The sequence below is a fragment of the Gordonia sp. 852002-10350_SCH5691597 genome (assembly GCF_001665715.1).
GTDB lineage: Bacteria > Actinomycetota > Actinomycetes > Mycobacteriales > Mycobacteriaceae > Gordonia > Gordonia sputi.
In genome coordinates, this window is the sequence record NZ_LZMO01000156.1 from 1 (window position 1) to 16,396 (window position 16,396).

Genomic DNA, 16,396 nt, shown 5'->3' on the forward strand with positions numbered 1-16,396 from the left:
ACCGCGAGAGCATCGGCGAACGTACGCAGTGTGTGCACACCCGACATCGCATCGGTGCCCGGGAACGCACGGGGCCGCAGACCGGTCGCCAGCACCAACGTGTCGTATTCGACGACGCTGCGCTCACCCGCCTCGTCGACCACGGACACCGTCTTCGCGTCGGTGTCGACGGAGCCGACGGTGGTACCCAGACGCAGCGTGATATCCGAATCGGTATAGAAGGCAGCCGGTTTGAGGTCGACGCGGTCGTCCTTGCCCAGCAGCACCGACTTCGACAGCGGCGGACGATCATACGGCGGATGCGGTTCGGCCCCGATCAGCGTGATCGGCTTGTCGTACCCATCGGCGCGGAGGTTTTCGGCCACGCGGATCGCTCCGAGTCCCGCCCCGACGATCACGACACCCGCTGTTGCGCTCATGAGATCCTCTCGTTCGGCACGATCGCACTCCTCGATCAGGCGTCGGCGAAAGCGATGTCTCGCGTCCGAGCGATGCCTCTGCATCAGCGCGTGATGTCCCCGACGGGTGTGAGGTCGGCCAGTAACCAGTTCCCGTCGACATTACGCATGTGCGCCCATCGAGCAATAGGGGTTCTGGTCGGCGAATTCTCGTCGCTCGAGCCTGCCGAGTTCCCGAGCGTCTCATCGATGAAGACCAGGACGCGCGCGGCCGACGTGGTGTACGACGCAACACCCGCGTCGACGACGTCGGCCCCCACGGTCAGCCTGCCCGCAACCGTGCCGGGCAATACTGCGTCGGGACCATGGAGTGCGTAGCGGGTTGCGAGCGGATCGGTCAGCCCGGCGGCCACCGTGTCTCGTTGCTTCTCCGACGCATTCGGCGCCACACGCAACGTTTGTTCGACGATCCGTTCGGTGGCCGTCAGCAGCGCCGAGCGCGTTGCGTCGTCCGGTGATGGTCTGTCGGTGTACGCACGGGTCCACGACACCGCCGCGACAACCAACGCAACGACGACAATCAGCGACGCCGCGAGTAGCGCTCTGCGCGCGCGACGCGGCAGCCTGTGGTGGTCGACCAGCGGTCTCATGTCGGCATCAGCTCTCATTTCACCACCACCACCTCTGCGGTCTTCCACGTCCCGTCGACGCGTTGCAGCGACAGGCGCACCGTGAGCACATCGGTGTCCGAGTCGGCGCCGAGCAGAGCGGGATCGGAGGCCTGCGCGGTGACGAGCGCGTCGGCACGCGCCCCGTCCGACGTCGACGTCGGGTCGCTGATCAATCCCGCCGCGATCACCCGCCCCGACATCCCGGTCTCGGCGGAGGAGACCGCGGCGACGAGTGCGTCACGTGCCTTGCTGAGCCGATCATGCTCTGCGCCGGTGCTGTTCGCGATGATCCGGTCGGCGTACCCGGCTGCGTCCTTCGGCGTAGCGGTGAGCATCGCCGTCACCGCGCCGCGTGCGGCGGTCAGCGCGGCACGCTGCCCGGCTGCGCGTTCGTCCTGCCGGTGATCGACCACTGCGAGCACGATGATCGCGACCAGGCCGCAGACGACGAGCACTGCGGCACAGGCCAACCCGATGCGCAGCGCGTGAGATCGGCGACGGGCACGCGCGCGTAGCGCATCTGCCGCTGCGATCCGCGCGCGTCGCGCCGTCCGAGTGGCCTCGTCGACCCGAGCGGCAGCCGCCAGAACACGCTCGTTCTCCGACGATTCCGGCTCGTCCGAGCTCACCTTCTCGGGCTTCCCGATGTCACTCACGCGAGCACCTCGACTCCGGTCACGAGCCAGCGACCGTCGATCTCGGCGAATGATGCACTCACCGTGCGCTTCTCGATGACCGGAGCGGCGTCTGCGCGAGTCGTGGTGACCGTCGCGGTCATCAGCACCGTTCCGCTGTCTGTCTGCGCACTGGACACTGCGACGTCGCCGGGTCGCCATTCGACGGCCGTCACGCCGCCGTCGGGTGCGCGACCGAGTTGCGCGGCAAAGCCCTTTGCGAAGTCGCCCGCGACGAGACTGCGGGCGCGGGCGCGGTCGGTCTGCCATGTCGCCGAGTGCACGGTGAAGACCGCGGCGACCGTCGACCCCGCCTGCTCACGCAACTCGGTGCGCGCCTGCTCGACAGCACTATTGTGTGCCACCGCGCGCGATGACACCACGACGCCCGCCGCCACCGCGGCGAGGAGGAGCGCGGCACACAGCACGAGGACGACGGCACAGCGGCTTCCGATGATTCGTGTGCCGATAATCCGTTGTCGGCGAGCCTCACTCGTGGGCTCCCGAGAATCCGCTGAGCTCGTTTCCCCAGCGCTCATGTCCCCAGCGCTCATGTCCCCAGCGCTCATGTCCCCAGCATTCATCTTCCCAGCACTCATGGCAGGTACTTGACGGCGCTCACCTTGAGCGCCCCGTCGTCGGGCACGACCAGCATCGTCAACCGGAACTCACGCACCGGCGTCTGCTGCTGACCGCGATAGCTGACTGCGGCCGCGACGAGGACCGTCGCGTCGTCGCCGGCGCGCGCCGAGACCCCCGACGCGTCGACCGTCGCATCTCCGACGGTTCCGGTGCGTCGCACGTACTCGGTGTAACTGCTCGCCGATTGGGCGAATTCGTCGTGGAATCCTCCCGTGGCGCGGTCGAGGATGCGCCGTGCACGGGCGGGGTCGGCAGGATCGGCCGACAGCAGCAGCGACGCCACCTCGGTGGCGGTGTGCCGATAGTCGTCGTCGGTGTAGGCATGCGCCGCTCGCACCCACGCGGCCACTCCGACGCCCGCCGCGACGACGGCACCGATCACCACCAGCCCGACGAGCACCCACCAGATCCGGCGCGCACCGGGCCGTATCCCCGCGTCGACCTCGGCGTTGAGCAGGTCATCGAGCGCGCTGCGCAACTCCGCCCGCGCACCGCGCTCGTTCTCGAGGAGCGTCTGATCGCTCGCCACGGACCCGTCGACGGATACACGTTCCGTCGACGAACCCGAACCTGCGCGCCGCGTCATGACGCACGCCCTCCCTGTCTCGTACTGCGCGTGAGGAGCCACGCCGCCGGCGCACTTGCTCGTTCATTGATCCCACCGACGCGACTTCGCATCCACCCTAGGGTGTGGGAACGCACTCTCACCAGATCATCGGAGCGAGGAACGTCGCCGCGAAGTGACGCACACTGCTCGGCTCGCGCCGCGAATCGTCCGACGACGGCATTTCCAGATACGAGATGACCAGTCGCACATGAATTTCCACGGCCTGAGTGAGATCGTCGGCGGGCATCTGTGCGCCCGCGTCACGCAGCACAGCGGCGATGCGCGCCGTGGCGACCTCGACGAAGAGCGCACCGAGTTCGGCGGTGAGTCGCTTCACGCCGTGATCGGCGAGAATCAACCGGTTGAGCAGCGGATCGTCGGAGATCATCTGGGCGCCACGATAGAACGCCTCGACGACGGCGTCGGACGGCCCGAGTCCGGCCACCGCGGCGTCGAGTGCGCGCATACCCCGCTCGTACCGGTCGGCCGCGACCGCGAGCAGCAGAGCGTCTTTGTTCGGGAACCGGCGATACAGCGTGCTTCTGCTGACCCCGGCGCGTGAAGCCACCGCATCGACGTTCGCCTGCGCTATCCCGGCAACCGTGAACTCGTCGGCCGCGGCGGCGAGGATCGCCGCTTCCTGATCCGCGGGACTGCGGGTGTTGCGACGCTTGCGCTGTCGGCCGTCGCGAGGCGGCTCCCCCGACTCCCCAGCGTGTGCCGCGCCAGCAGAACGTTCGGCTGCCCGCCGAGCGGTCATCGCCGCCACAGCGTGACGGGGAGCCGGTCCTTGGGAACCGGTAATGCGCTGTAATCCATCGGCATTCGATAGTCGGCGGGCACCGACCACTCGTAGCCGCGCAGCAGTTGATGCATGATCGTCTTGATCTCCATCTGCCCGAAGTACAGGCCGATACACTTGTGCACGCCGCCGCCGAAGGGCGCCCACGCCATACGGTGCTGTTTGTCCTCAGCACGGTCGGGCGCGAACCGCTCGGGGTCGAATCGGTCAGGCTCCGAATAGATCTCAGGGTCGCGATGATTGGTCAGCTGCGAGATCGAGACCATCGTGCCCTCAGGGATGAAGAAGTCACCGATGCGGGTGTCGGCGATCGCCGCGCGCGGCTGGGACGGCACGGGCGGACACAGCCGCAACGACTCCTTCATCACGAGGTCGAGAATACTCAGCGAGCCGAGATCGTCGTATCCGAGTTCACTTGGCAGCCCATCTGATTCGTCGCGCGCACGCTGTTGCCACTCAGGGTGACGGGCCAGGTGGTATGCCATCTGCGTCATGGTGATAGTCGAGGTGTCGTGTGCGGCCATCAGCACGAAGATCATGTGATTGACCACGTCGTCGTCGGTGAAACGTTGCCCCTCTTCGGTTTCGGCGTGGCACAGCACCGAGAACAGGTCGGGGGTCTCCCGTGCCCGTTTGTCAGCGATAGCCGACGAGAAGAATTCTTCGAGGACTCGACGCGATCGCAGCCCCTTCCGCCAACGTCCACCGGGAACGGGTTTGCGCACCAACGCAACTCCTGCGCGAACCGTCTCGATGAACGCCGTGTTGAGACGGTCTGCCTCGTCGCGAGGCAGTTCGACGCCGAGGAACACCTCGAGCGCGACGTCGAGCGTCAGTGCTTTGAACTCGTTGGCCAACAGCACCTTTCCCGTGGGGAACCGCTGCATGCGATCGAGGATCATGGGTGACATCTCCTGCATGTAACCCTTGAGTGCCGTGTTGGAGAAGACCTGCTGCATGAGCAGCCGGTGGTGACGGTGTTCGTCGAAGTCGAGCAGCATCAGACCGCGATTGAAGAACGGACCGATGAAGTAACTCCAGGCGGGTCCGTTGGCGAAGGCACGGTCGCGGTTGCGCAGGATCTCGTCGGCGGCGTCGGCCCCGGATGCGACCACCACCCTCAGCCCGAGTGCGTTGATCCCGTAGATCGGGCCGTATGTCGCGCGACGCGCAGCCGAGTAGCCGAACGGGTCGCGGCGCATCGACAGCACCTCGAGCATCCCGTTGCGGTCGGCGCACGGGACCGCGCGCAGTCCACTTCCCGCAGGCGCCGGAGCGATGATCGTCATGTCGCAGCCTTCCGTCCAGGTGGATCAGAGCAGGTGGACCAGCTGCACAACCGGCCCGCACCCTCAGTGAGCGCACTACCGATGTGATGCAGCTCTCACCTCATTGGAACAGATCGGCCCAAATGTCTCTATGGTTTCGCGAAGTCCGGCTCGACGCCGCGTCGACGCAGCACGTCGTGACACCGGCGCAGACGGTCGTGCCACCACGCTGCCCGCTCGGGATCGGCGGCGGCATCGGATGAGAGTTCGACGTCGGGGCCACACCATCGCGGGGCGACGACGCCGTGTTCGGGCAGGAACGGGTCTGCGACGTCGACGGTGAACAGCGAGCCTGTGCCGAGCCCGCACGCGAGGTCGAGACGGTCGAGCGCCGCAGCGGCAGCCACGCCCGCGGCCATCCCCACCGCGGTGTCGAGGGCGCTCGACACCACGACGGGCAGACCGATCTGGTCGGCCAACCGCAGTACCGCACGCATGCCACCGAGCGGTGCCACCTTGAGCACCGCGACGTCGGCCGCGTCCGCGGCGACGACCCGCATCGGGTCGGTGGCTTTCCGGATCGACTCGTCCGCGGCAATCGGCACGTCGACAGCCCGACGAACCTGGGCCAACTCGTCGACGGTCGCGCACGGCTGTTCCGCGTACTCGACCTCGCCGATCGCACGGATCGACGAGATCGCCTGCTCGACAGACCACTTACCGTTGGCGTCGATCCGGACCCGAGGTATCACGGCGCGAGCGGCCGCAACACGGTCGACGTCGTCGGACAGCGACTGCCCGGGCTCGGCCACCTTCACCTTGGCTGTCGTCGCTCCCGGATAGCGCGCGAGAATATCGGCGACCTGATCGGCTGCGACAGCAGGCACGGTCGCATTCACCGGGACGGAATCTCGTCGTTCGGCAGGAGGTCCGAGGTAGGCGGCTTCGATGCCTGCCGCCAGCCACGCCGCCGACTCCTCGTCGTCGTACTCGACGAACGGACCGAACTCGCCCCATCCCGCCGGTCCGCGAAAGATCAGCGCCTCGCGGCGGGTGATACCTCGGAACCGTGTCCGCATCGGCAACGCGACGACCCGCGCGGTCTCGAGGATCTCCTCGACCGGGGGCAGCGCTGACCCGCTCGTCGCGGCATCTGTTTCCGTCATGTCCCCGCCGTTCATGTTTCCGCCGAGAGGAAGTCGCCTGCCAGACGCACGAACCGCGAGCTCTGATCGCGGTGAACCGAATGACCCGCGTCGATGATCTCGAACGAGCCGTCGGGAAGTCGTTCGCTGAGCGACCTAAGATGCCGTGGCGGAAGGAAACTCCGTTCGCCACCGGAGATCACCAGCGTGCGCGCACTCACGTCGTCGAGTGCGGCCCACCACTGCGGCGCGGCGACCGCGAACTCGGCATTGACCTGGTCGGTGACCGACCGGTCGTACCGCAGGAACGGCCGCGGATCGGCGAGCAATTGCCCCAGGCCGCGTATGCGTTCGCCGAGTGTCGCGTCGACCGCGATCTCCTCGGCGAGGTCGGCGTCGTCGCGGGGCATCGGCGGGACCTCTTCGAGCACGAGGCGTCGGACTCGCTCGGGTTGGTCCATCGCGACACGCAGCGCGGTGTGCGCACCGAGGGAGTGCCCGCCGAGGTCGACGGTGTCGAGGCCGAGCTCGTCGAGGACGAACGCGACGTCGGACCGAAAATCATTGAGCCCGTACGCCTGCTCGCGACTGCTCACGCCGTGCCCGCGCAGATCCATCGACACCACAGCGCGGCCACGGCGTCGTAGTGACTTGGCGAACGTCCGCCAGGTGGTGTGGTCGGAGGCCATGCCATGCACCAGGACCACCGGCACGCCGTCGTCGAGTGACCCCGACACCTCGACGGCGAGCGATTGCGCTCCGGATGTCGTGTGTCCGGACGTCGTAACTCCGGACGTCGTATCGGTGTCGATGCGGGGCCGACGGAAAGTACGCACGTCTACCAAGAGTAGTCACGGGGCGTACCACAGACCTGCGGGCGGCCGGTCACCGCCTACACGGCGAGGTGTAGTCGAGCCCGCGGATATAGGTCCGCCACTCCTCCGGGGTGATCGGGTCGGCGCCGTGAGCGCACTGTTCGTCGATGATCTGCGCCGGGCCCAGCGTCCAGGTCTCCATGAAGCCTCCCTGCCCTGCCGCGACGATGCGGTCACCGGGGAGGAAGCGGACGTCGTACACGCGTCCGGGATACGACCGAAGCACCACATCGGCCTGACCGTCGGCGAGGTTCCACACCCACACCTCCGAGTTGCTTCCGCCCGCGATCACCCGCTTGCCGTCCGCGGAGAATCCGGCACTGTAGAGCTGTCCCGCAGGTCCGGAAAGCTCGATCGTCCTGCGCGGATGGCGTTTGTCGGAGATGTCGGCCACCTCGACATTGCGCTCCTCCGACGTCGCGACGATCGAGGTGCCCGCGGCGTCGAACCGTACCGAGAGCGCCGAGGCCTTGAACCTGATCGGATCGGGATATGCCTGCGGCGCAGCGGGATTGGAGAGATCGATGAGTCGCACCGGCCCCGTCACCGTTGCCACGGCAGCCGTACGCCCGTCGGGGCTCAAAGACGCCCACGCGATCCCGCCTCCGGCATCGAACCTGGAGACGACACGCGGCGCCGACAACGTCGTGGCGTCGATGACCGTCAGATTGTTGCCATCGGTGGCGCCGGTGATCGCCAGGCCCGACTTCTCGCTGTAGTCGACGGTCTCGTTGAGCGTCGGTTGTGCTGCGACACTGCCGACGACGCGTGGCTGCCGGGGGTCGGAGTAGTCGGCGAACTGTACTGTCCCGGTGACCGTTCCGGTGGTGACCACGCGACCCGACGGAGACATCACCACCGCTCCCGAGTACACGAGTCCCTCGGCGGGGATCAGATCCGGCCCACCACGCACGATCGCGGATGGCTCGACGCGCCACTGCGTGATCCGACCGTCGGTGCCTGTGTCCGCCGCAACGATCGTCGTCGCGTCGCGGTCCGCCGGTATCTGGTAGACGCTGTTGGAACCGACCGACGTCATGCCGAGGACCGGAGGCCAGTCCTGCACCCGCCCGTCCTCGCTCGACGAGACGATGTGATCGCCCGCGAAGACTACTGACACCGAGTTCGACGACCCGGTCAACACTCGAGGCGCCGCAGCCGGATTCGTGCGGTCGAACACCCGAATCGTGTTGTCGGCACCCGCGCCCACGACTCTCGTATCGTCACCGTTCAACGCCACCGCATTGACGTAGCTGTTGAAACCGCCGAAACGCGCCACCGAGCGTGGTGCTGCGGGATTCGCGACGTCGAACTCCTGGATCACCCGACTCCGCAGCCCCGCGAGCAGTCGGGTCCCGTCGCGGGTGTAGACGAGTCCCTGCGCGAGTTCGTTGTCACGCCATTCGTCGAGTGGGATCTCGCCCGTCGGAACGAGCGCGTCACCGTCGACCCGCCAGAGATCCACCCGACGATTCGCACTGCTGGTCGCGAGCGACTTCCCGTCCGCACTGAACGCTGCCGCCCCCGCGACTCCCGCGACCTTCGGGGGCAACGGAAGCGACCGCCACGTCTGCCCCTGGGCCACCCACGCCTCGACGCCCCTGTCCGGAACTGACGCGACGACAAAACGGCCGTCCGGACTGACGGTGAGTCGGTTGATGTCTCCACCGACGTCGGGAAAGTCGTAGCGCCGCACCGGATGTGCGGGATCGGCGATGTCCCAGGCGGTGATCGTTCCGCGTCCGCCGAGTAGCAGTGTGCGGGCGTCGGGCATCAGTGCGACACCTGCCAACCGCCCGCCACCGCCGGGCGCACGGAACTCGGCGACCTTCGACTGCACCCCGTCGTCGTCGACTCTGAAGAGGCGGACCTGACCGCCCGCGCCCGCGGCCGCGATCAGTGGGCCGACGCGCGACATCAGTACCGAGCCCGGGTCACCGAGATATCGGGTCGGCACGCCGCGGCCCGTCGCATCGATCAGTCGCGATCGTGCCTCCAGCGTCGGTGATGCCTCGTAGGCGATCATCGCCAGTTGCGCCGCCATGAACGGATCGCGCTCGCCGAGTTCTGCCGACTGCACCGACAATTGGCGGCTCAGTGCCTCGTTTCTCGCATTCTCGGCAGCCTCACGCTGATGGACCGCATTCACACCCGCTGCTACGGCGGCGACGGCACCGATCACCGCGACGACCCCGAACACCGCGGCAAACAGTGCCACGCGCCGCAACTGAGAGGATCGACGCCTCTCGCGGTCTGCCTCTGCGGACCGTCGAGCAGTCGCGGCGGCCAGAAACTCGCTGCTGACCGGGTCGATCGGATCGTCGTCGGACTCCTGCGCCAGATGATCGAAGACCTCCAATCGCGGCCCACCGATCAGCATGTCGTCCGGCCTGCCGTCGGCGTCCCACGGTTCGGAGTACGCGCGCAATCTCCGACGCAACAGGAGTTGTTCCCGGTCGTCGTCGATCCACTCGCGCAACCGCGGCCACGCGGTCAGCAACGCCTCGTGGGTGACCTGCGCATGCGACGACGACACCGTCACGAGGCGAGACGCCGCATAGTTCTCCAGCACGTGCGCGGCGGGCGGATCTCCGTCCGCGGTCAGTTCGTCGAGCGGAACCCGACGTCGGGTCACCCCGTCCTCGTCGACGTTGACCATCGCGAGCAGCATGTGTCGCGCGATCTGTTGCTCGTCCGCGGACAGCTCTCCGTATACCTTCTCCGCCGCCTGCTCGACCGCGCCACCGATGCGCCCGGTCGCGAGGTAGTCGCGCACCGTCATCCGCCGACCGTCGGATTGGTCCCAGGTCGCGAGCAGCGCGTAGGAGAGCAGGGGCAGATCACCGGCTGCCGTCGACCCCGCCGCGGGTACGGCGTCGTCGAGGAGCATGTCGACGAGGTCGGGCTCGACCTCGACGTCGGCGACGCGCGCCGGTCCGACGATGACCTCGCGCAACTGCTCACGCTGCATCGGCGGAACCACCAACTGGGAGTTCTCCAGCGTCTTGGGCACCCACGGCACGACGCGTCCGTAGAAATCGGCACGCAACACCCCGACGGGGACGATGTCGGAGCCCGGCGACTGCGCGGCGTCGAGAATCCGCGTGATCGCCTGCTTGCGCACGTCGTCGGAGTTCTGCGTCCACATCTCCTCGAACTGGTCGATCACGAGCAGCGCGGGCCGGTCAGTGTGCTCGTGCGCGGCCAGCTCGTCCATCGCGGCGTCGAGGGCCGCCAACGCGTCGTCGCCCGGCGTCATCACCGTGCACCGCCAACCGGCGAGCGGCCCCTCGTGGACGACCTGTGCAAGCAGACCCGCACGGACGAGCGACGACTTTCCGACACCCGACATTCCGACAACCATCACACCGCGCGCCATATCGCTGGCTTCGCGATCGGCGCTGCGCGTCGCGACGATGAGATCGACGAGTCTGGCCACGAGGACGTCGCGCCCGAAGAAGTAGCGATCGTCGGCAGCGTCGAACGTCGCGAATCCGCGGTACGGGGAGTCGGGCCGTGTGCGTCGACGGCCGGTCCTCCGCGCGCTGCGCTCGACGGCCTCCCACCAGGCGGCAACATCGTCGGGCTCCGTGACACCGCAGACGCCGAGAACCCTCTCGAACATCTGACGGCTCGCGCGGGTCGGGGCGTGCTGCCCCGCGAACCAACCGGCGACGGTCCCCAGTAATGCGTCGGCATCGGCCGCGACATCACGCACACTCAGACCCGCACGAACACGCAGTTCCGTGAGTGCGCGACCGAGTTCGTCGCGCGTCGTCACCGACTCCGGCCTCATCAAACCTCCAGCGCTTTTGTGCAGGTCAGCGTATCGACAGTCGTATCGACTTGGCGTACGGACGCGCCACAGACTCCGCGTCGGAAGCAGTGCGGTGAAGATAATTCAACCGTTGAGACGACACCTTGCTCGCACAATCACCGTCGACCTCACGGCGCCCATTCGCACTCGGCGTGAACGCAGGGAGTCCATGCACAAGACACCGTCAGTCCAGAATCGACCAGTACCTCTCCGTCAGATCGATGCCGATGCTGCCGCCCCGATGCCGTTGCGCGCGCGCCTGTCCGCGCGCGAGGTCGAGGTGCTCGTGGCGTGGCTGCACTCGGAGTCCAAAGAGGAGGCCGCTCGGCGGCTGTATCTGGGTGCGACGACCGTCAACACCCACATCTCCCGAATCCGGGCTAAGTACACCGCCGTCGGCAGGCCCGCCCCGTCGAAGGCCGCGCTGTTCGTCCGGGCCATCCAGGACGGCTACGTCGACCTCGCCGATTGGTGACGCCGGCTTCGGTGTCGGTCGCCGATCGTCGGTATGACGGATCGTCGATGTTGCAGATCGTCGGTGTTGCGGATTGCCGGTGTTGCGGATTGCCGGTATGACGGATCGTCCACTTTGCCGATCGTCCACTTTGCGGATCGTCCACATCGCCGATCGTCCACATCGCAGAGCGTCGATGTCACGCCCGCGGCCGCGTTGGTGTGACGGGCAACCGCTCCCCATCCTCGGTCACGGGCGTGACATCGGCGTCGCACAGGACGTCCACGAGACTCTGACCGATCCGCGCGTCGCATCCCCTGAAAACGCGCGGAAGCATCGGTCACCTGTCGTGGAACCACCTGCTGTTCTTGGCCCGCCAGACCATGTCTTCCCAGTACGCCCACGTATGGGTGCCGGTACTCGGGAAGTCGGTTGTGACGGGGATCTTCTGTAGGGCAGCGGCGACCTCGAAGGCGCGCGTCTGTGCCAGCGCAGCGACCTCTAGCGGGGTTCCCTTGATCGACGACACCGCATCGGTGTTGTGGCGCCCCCACGTTGCCGAACCCGAGGCGATGCGGATCTTCATCCCTCGCATTCTGGGTAGCTGGACGAGCGGGTCGTTGCGCTCCCAACGCGGATTCCACGGCGGACCCCACATTGCGTCCGCGCTCAGCGGTCCGACGCCCGCCTCGACACCGGCGTCGATGAGCGCGACGCGAATCGCCTCGCGCATGGTCGGCGCGGAGAGGTTGAGGTAGCCCGACATCGAGAAGATGTCGGAGATGCGGTTGCGGTGGTAGGCGCCGTAGATCATCGCGGCGTTGCCGCCCATCGAGATCCCCATCATGGCGTACTTCTGCTTCGGACCCACCGCGAGACCGCGTGCGTCGAGTGCGCGGATGATGCTGTCGAGGCGGCAGGTCCAGCGGTACCGGTAGGCGATCTTGCTGCCCGGACTCTTGGCCTCCCAGTCGGAGTAGAAGCTCGCGAGGCCGCCGACCGGCTGAATGACATTCACTCCGGAATCCGCCATGCGCTGGATGTGCGTCTCGTGGCGCCATCCACTCATATCGCTCGTGGCGCGCAGTCCGTCGAGCGCGATGACCGTCTTGTAATTGCCCGCGCGCGTCCACATGTCAACGGGGGTGGCAGGCATCCCGCAGCCGCCGACATAGAACCGTCCGAAGGATGCGGCATTAGCCGATCCAGCATTGACCAGTCCGACGCACAGTGCCGTCGCCACGAGCACCACCACAACGATCACACGTCGCACGGACATGACGGACCACCACGATCTCCTACGCACCGGTGAACCGTATTGCGACCGCCCACACCCGGGCCAGGCCAATCGGGCGTCGTGACCACAGGTCTCCGACATTGAGACCGGTCAGTTACCAAAGTGGCGGATGTGACTCATGTTAATTAGAGTTACTCGTTTGCTTAGTTTCGATGGCGCTTCTGCAGTCGAGTCGACAACGTCGGAACTCCGCTGATGTCCGCCGAACGCAGGACACGGATTCGCCCTTTTCCACCGCTGGACCGTGCCTGAACGTGGAACGATGGTTCCCGCACGAGCCGCCGTAGGCCACCTGAACCGGCGCAGTAGGCGACCTGAATTGGCGAGAGGCCAGACATGCAGTCTCGATTGCGGGAAACGTCGCTACGGATGACGCCACGACCACGAACGAGCGGGAGTCGACGACTCGCCACACTCGCCATCGGTGCGGCGATCGCCATCAGCACGGCATTCGGAGGGGGCATCGCCACCGCCGCACCCACGGTCGCGCCGCCACCGGCAGGGTGCGGACTCGACTCGGACTCCGGAAAGACGGACCCCCGATTCACGCTCTGGGACGACGTGAAGGGCGAGACGGGCGTCAAGCCGTTCAAGCCCGGCAACCTCGACGTCGTGACGCCCGCGGCGAAGTACCAACCCGACAAAAAGCACCCCAAGCGTTATGCGATACGCCTCGGCGGCGATCATCCCGGGCACGGCGACGACTACCTGCTGGTTCCGACCAATCGCATCAAGGGCATCGAATGCTCGTATCTGTGGGACGGTTCGCAGTTGAACCTCTGGTACTCCGCGTGGGCGGAGGCCCAGAAGTGGGTCGCCAAGATTCCCGCGAAACCCCTTGCCATTGGCGTGAATTCAGCGGAGGCGCGTGGCAAGGATCAGCTTCACATCCATCTCGCAGTGGCCAATCCCGCGACCGTGTCGGCGCTCAAGGCGATCAAGAACCCACAGCGGAACCTCGATAAGTGGACCACGACGAACGTGAACCTCCCGGTGAATGATCCGCATAAGACGAAGACGAGCGCGCAGTTCCGCGTCGTGAAGTACACCGGCTCGCTGCCGAATCTGTTCCGAGTCCTGCACAAGCAACTCCCCAAGGGCGAGGCGATGTACACGCAGTCGATCGCCGTCATCGACGCCGGCACGCCCAACACGTATTACGTCCTCAACAGCACACCGAATCTTCCGGGTGTCTCACCAGCCCACGGAACCGGACTCGCCGACTACGTCTACGGCTGGGGCGTGTAGTCGTTCACGCGCTCGACAGCGTGTCGTCGAAACAGTTGGTCGACGGTCACGAATCGGTGACGAAGTGCGCCGAGAAGTGGCGATTTGCGACGCCACCCCGATACTGAGATGACCTGGCGCGGTGAACATTCCACGCCACGCAGCTCTTCGATACGAAGAAGAAGGAGGTGGTCATGAACAACGACACCGAGACAACAGATGACGTACACGATCACCTCCATGCGACCCAGCTCTGACCTTTCTGGTCCACGGGCCATCCAGCGCGGCAACAACTCCTGACACAGCTGATAGCCACGCCCGGTACGCCGCACTCCCATCTGCCCGACCCCGCCACGGGGCCCGTCGGGCACCCCACATATCGACCTGCCAGCGCCGAGGATGTGCGCGATGGCGCGTTACCGCCCCGCTGGCGACACATGGTCGACCCTTCACGAAACGTGGTGGAACACATGCACAGTCACAACACCTGGGGAATCTCCGGCCCGGTCTTCCTCACCATTTTCGCCACAGCCTCCGTTGCATGCTTGGTCTGGGCGCTCTGCGACATCTACCGCGCACGACGCATCCGCCTCGACGATCCGATCGACCGACTGACACCCACCGAGATCGGCATGCTGGTATCCGATCGCAACGCTTACCTCGCGGCGCTCACCCAATTGCTCACCCAGGGCTACATCGACTCCGACGGTCAGCCGAACCCGACGCCGTCACGCACGAAATCCCGACTCGATCAATTGTCCCGCACGACACTCGAGGCGCTCCGTAACCAGTCGGGAAAGCGCAAAGTTGTGGCCAAAACAACCCGGTCTGCCCGCGTCGACCTACGAAACGAACTGCGCGTACGCGGCTACCTCACGGAACCCTCGGCCCGAGGTGTCCGAATTGCGTTGGCGCTCTTCATGGTCGTCGGCGTGATCAGGATGTTCGCAGGGCTGAGTAACGCAAAGCCGACCGGCCTGCTGGTCGCCGTCCTCGTCGTCGACATGATGTCCCTGATGTTCGTGTCAGGGCTCCAGCAACGACGCACGATCCGCGGCGACAAAGTCCTGGACGCCGCGAGATCGAGGAACCGACACCTTCGACCTGAACTGCGGCCGGCCGTACGCACGTATGGTCCGACGGCCGCAGCGATCGGCGTCGCGCTCTTCGGAATTCGCATCGTCGAGCTCGTCGATCCCCTCTTCGCTGCACACGCGAAAGCCTCGACCGCCCATTTCACGGCCTCGTGGGGTGCAAGTGGCGACTATGGCGGTTTCGGTTCGTCAAGCAGTTGCGGATCGTCGAGTAGCTGCGGGGGCGGCGGCGGAGGCTGCGGGGGCGGCGGCGGAGGCTGCGGCGGGTGAGCGAGTCCCACCTACCTGCTGCCATCACGACACGACAAGGAGCAGTCCCATGACACTCAACTGGCCCGCCGGAATCGGCATCGGGTGGCGTCCGGAGATCTCCGGGGTCGTCGCCGAACTCTCGGGTCTCGGATTCTGCGAGGTCATCGCGGAGACGGTACCCGCACTCGATGACCCTCACTCCTGGCTTCCCGACCTCATGGCACTGAACGTCCCGATCATCCCGCACGGAGTGGGACTCTCACTCGGCGGCGAAGAACCCGTTACCGCACAAAGGATTTCAGTGCTCACTCGCTGCGCCGAAACGCTCCACGCACCATTGGCCAGCGAACACATCGCATTCGTCCGCGCAGGCGGCGTCGAGGCGGGACATCTTCTCCCCGTCCCACGTAGCCGCGAGGCCCTCGATGCGCTGACCGACAACATCCGACGCACCCAGGACTGCCTGCCCGTGCCGCTGGCGGTGGAGAACATCGCATCACTGTTCGAGTGGCCCGACGACGAATACACCGACGGCGAGTTCCTTGCCGAACTCGTCGAGCGCACCGGCGTGCATCTCCTCGTCGACGTCGCGAATGTCTATGCGTGCGCTGCCAATCGGGGTTCCGATCCCTCCTCAGACCTCGCCCGACTCCCGCTGGAGCGGATCGCATATTGCCATGTGGCGGGCGGCGCATCCGACGGCCGGTTCTACCACGACACCCACACCGCCCCGGTGCCCGACGACGTGCTCGCGTTGGTCATGCAGCTCGCGGCAACAGGTCGAGCCGGCGCGTTCCTGCTCGAGCGTGACGGACACTATCCGCCGGCAACCGAACTCGTCGACGAACTGCATGCCATCGCCGACGCCGCGGGCATAGACCGGCCGAGGTGGAATCACCCGTGGGAGTGCGCATCATGAACACGCACGACGCCATCGAATCGCACCGAGTCGAATCACACCCGGTCGAGTCGCAGTCCAACAGAAGGCCGACGCTGGCCGAACGCCAGAGCGCTCTCGTAAGTGCGCTCGTCGCGGGCGGACCGCCTCCCCCGGGATTCGACGTCGATCGTCTGACGGCGACGGAAAAGGCCTTGCTGCGCAAGCGATGTGGTGACGTAGCGCGGCGGCTCCCGCAGGTTCGTGCACAGCTCGGAATCCGGTTCGACGACGCG

15 protein-coding genes and 1 pseudogene are annotated in these 16,396 nt (G+C 66.4%); 5 read left to right on the forward strand and 11 right to left on the reverse strand.

Annotated elements, in window-relative coordinates:
• From A5777_RS11605 to A5777_RS11650, 10 genes are all read right to left on the reverse strand, one after another.
• Positions 1–419 (reverse strand): FAD-dependent oxidoreductase (locus A5777_RS11605; protein WP_197502357.1); only part of this gene is annotated, 419 nt, incomplete at its 3' end.
• A gap of 83 nt (positions 420–502) precedes the next feature.
• Positions 503–1,066, reverse strand: coding sequence for a hypothetical protein (locus tag A5777_RS11610; RefSeq protein ID WP_064862756.1), 564 nt, complete (start codon positions 1,064–1,066; stop codon positions 503–505).
• Entirely contained in the window at positions 1,063–1,725 is a 663-nt protein-coding gene (locus A5777_RS11615) for a hypothetical protein (RefSeq protein WP_082933638.1), read from the reverse strand. Before A5777_RS11615 ends, A5777_RS11610 begins: the two co-directional genes overlap by 4 nt.
• Entirely contained in the window at positions 1,722–2,282 is a 561-nt protein-coding gene (locus tag A5777_RS11620) for a hypothetical protein (RefSeq protein WP_064862757.1), read from the reverse strand. The genes A5777_RS11615 and A5777_RS11620 overlap by 4 nt, the downstream gene beginning before the upstream one ends.
• Before the next feature lie 56 nt (positions 2,283–2,338).
• Positions 2,339–2,971, reverse strand: a complete 633-nt coding sequence (locus A5777_RS11625; protein ID WP_197502358.1) for a hypothetical protein — start codon at positions 2,969–2,971, stop codon at positions 2,339–2,341.
• A 118-nt stretch (positions 2,972–3,089) separates the two neighbouring features.
• On the reverse strand, positions 3,090–3,752 hold the full coding sequence (locus A5777_RS11630) for a TetR/AcrR family transcriptional regulator (protein WP_064862768.1): 663 nt from the start codon (positions 3,750–3,752) through the stop codon (positions 3,090–3,092).
• Entirely contained in the window at positions 3,749–5,083 is a 1,335-nt protein-coding gene (locus A5777_RS11635) for a cytochrome P450 (RefSeq protein ID WP_064862758.1), read from the reverse strand. The genes A5777_RS11630 and A5777_RS11635 overlap by 4 nt, the downstream gene beginning before the upstream one ends.
• Before the next feature lie 128 nt (positions 5,084–5,211).
• On the reverse strand, positions 5,212–6,228 hold the full coding sequence (locus A5777_RS11640; RefSeq protein ID WP_064862769.1) for an o-succinylbenzoate synthase: 1,017 nt from the start codon (positions 6,226–6,228) through the stop codon (positions 5,212–5,214).
• An 11-nt stretch (positions 6,229–6,239) separates the two neighbouring features.
• Positions 6,240–7,043 carry an alpha/beta fold hydrolase gene (locus A5777_RS11645; RefSeq protein ID WP_442903036.1) on the reverse strand — a complete coding sequence of 268 codons (804 nt, stop codon included), beginning with the start codon at positions 7,041–7,043 and terminating at the stop codon, positions 6,240–6,242.
• 49 nt (positions 7,044–7,092) lie between these two features.
• Positions 7,093–10,878 (reverse strand): nSTAND1 domain-containing NTPase, encoded by a 3,786-nt coding sequence (locus A5777_RS11650; protein WP_064862760.1) that lies wholly within the window; start codon positions 10,876–10,878, stop codon positions 7,093–7,095.
• A 190-nt stretch (positions 10,879–11,068) separates the two neighbouring features.
• Between A5777_RS11650 and A5777_RS11655 the strand changes: the two genes are divergently transcribed.
• Positions 11,069–11,374, forward strand: a complete 306-nt coding sequence (locus A5777_RS11655) for a LuxR C-terminal-related transcriptional regulator (RefSeq protein WP_064862761.1) — start codon at positions 11,069–11,071, stop codon at positions 11,372–11,374.
• 319 nt (positions 11,375–11,693) lie between these two features.
• On the opposite strand, the gene A5777_RS11660 is transcribed toward A5777_RS11655, so the two are convergent.
• Positions 11,694–12,632 (reverse strand): alpha/beta hydrolase, encoded by a 939-nt coding sequence (locus A5777_RS11660; protein WP_064862762.1) that lies wholly within the window; start codon positions 12,630–12,632, stop codon positions 11,694–11,696.
• 387 nt (positions 12,633–13,019) lie between these two features.
• On the opposite strand from A5777_RS11660, the gene A5777_RS11665 reads away from it, so the two are divergent.
• The 4 genes and pseudogenes from A5777_RS11665 to A5777_RS11685 form a co-directional block, all read left to right on the forward strand.
• On the forward strand, positions 13,020–13,898 hold the full coding sequence (locus A5777_RS11665; protein ID WP_231895031.1) for a CDP-diacylglycerol diphosphatase: 879 nt from the start codon (positions 13,020–13,022) through the stop codon (positions 13,896–13,898).
• Positions 13,899–14,347: 449 nt separating this feature from the next.
• Positions 14,348–15,241 carry a TIGR04222 domain-containing membrane protein gene (locus A5777_RS11675; protein ID WP_197502359.1) on the forward strand — a complete coding sequence of 298 codons (894 nt, stop codon included), beginning with the start codon at positions 14,348–14,350 and terminating at the stop codon, positions 15,239–15,241.
• A 49-nt stretch (positions 15,242–15,290) separates the two neighbouring features.
• Positions 15,291–16,142: a DUF692 domain-containing protein gene (locus A5777_RS11680; RefSeq protein ID WP_064862765.1), complete on the forward strand. Its 852-nt coding sequence runs from the start codon at positions 15,291–15,293 to the stop codon at positions 16,140–16,142.
• A pseudogene (locus A5777_RS11685) lies at positions 16,139–16,396 on the forward strand (hypothetical protein); the annotation flags it as partial. The gene A5777_RS11680 and the pseudogene A5777_RS11685, both read left to right, overlap by 4 nt.

Excerpts from the sequence above, each read along its gene's own strand:
- A5777_RS11610 (WP_064862756.1), bottom strand. The coding sequence starts at position 1,066 with ATGAGAGCTGATGCCGACATGAGACCGCTGGTCGACCACCACAGGCTG.
- A5777_RS11620 (WP_064862757.1), bottom strand. The coding sequence starts at position 2,282 with ATGAGCGCTGGGGAAACGAGCTCAGCGGATTCTCGGGAGCCCACGAGT.
- A5777_RS11625 (WP_197502358.1), bottom strand. The coding sequence starts at position 2,971 with ATGACGCGGCGCGCAGGTTCGGGTTCGTCGACGGAACGTGTATCCGTC.
- A5777_RS11630 (WP_064862768.1), bottom strand. The coding sequence starts at position 3,752 with ATGACCGCTCGGCGGGCAGCCGAACGTTCTGCTGGCGCGGCACACGCT.
- A5777_RS11635 (WP_064862758.1), bottom strand. The coding sequence starts at position 5,083 with ATGACGATCATCGCTCCGGCGCCTGCGGGAAGTGGACTGCGCGCGGTC.
- A5777_RS11640 (WP_064862769.1), bottom strand. The coding sequence starts at position 6,228 with ATGACGGAAACAGATGCCGCGACGAGCGGGTCAGCGCTGCCCCCGGTC.
- A5777_RS11650 (WP_064862760.1), bottom strand. The coding sequence starts at position 10,878 with ATGAGGCCGGAGTCGGTGACGACGCGCGACGAACTCGGTCGCGCACTC.
- A5777_RS11655 (WP_064862761.1), top strand. The coding sequence starts at position 11,069 with ATGCACAAGACACCGTCAGTCCAGAATCGACCAGTACCTCTCCGTCAG.
- A5777_RS11660 (WP_064862762.1), bottom strand. The coding sequence starts at position 12,632 with ATGTCCGTGCGACGTGTGATCGTTGTGGTGGTGCTCGTGGCGACGGCA.
- A5777_RS11665 (WP_231895031.1), top strand. The coding sequence starts at position 13,020 with ATGACGCCACGACCACGAACGAGCGGGAGTCGACGACTCGCCACACTC.
- A5777_RS11675 (WP_197502359.1), top strand. The coding sequence starts at position 14,348 with ATGCACAGTCACAACACCTGGGGAATCTCCGGCCCGGTCTTCCTCACC.
- A5777_RS11680 (WP_064862765.1), top strand. The coding sequence starts at position 15,291 with ATGACACTCAACTGGCCCGCCGGAATCGGCATCGGGTGGCGTCCGGAG.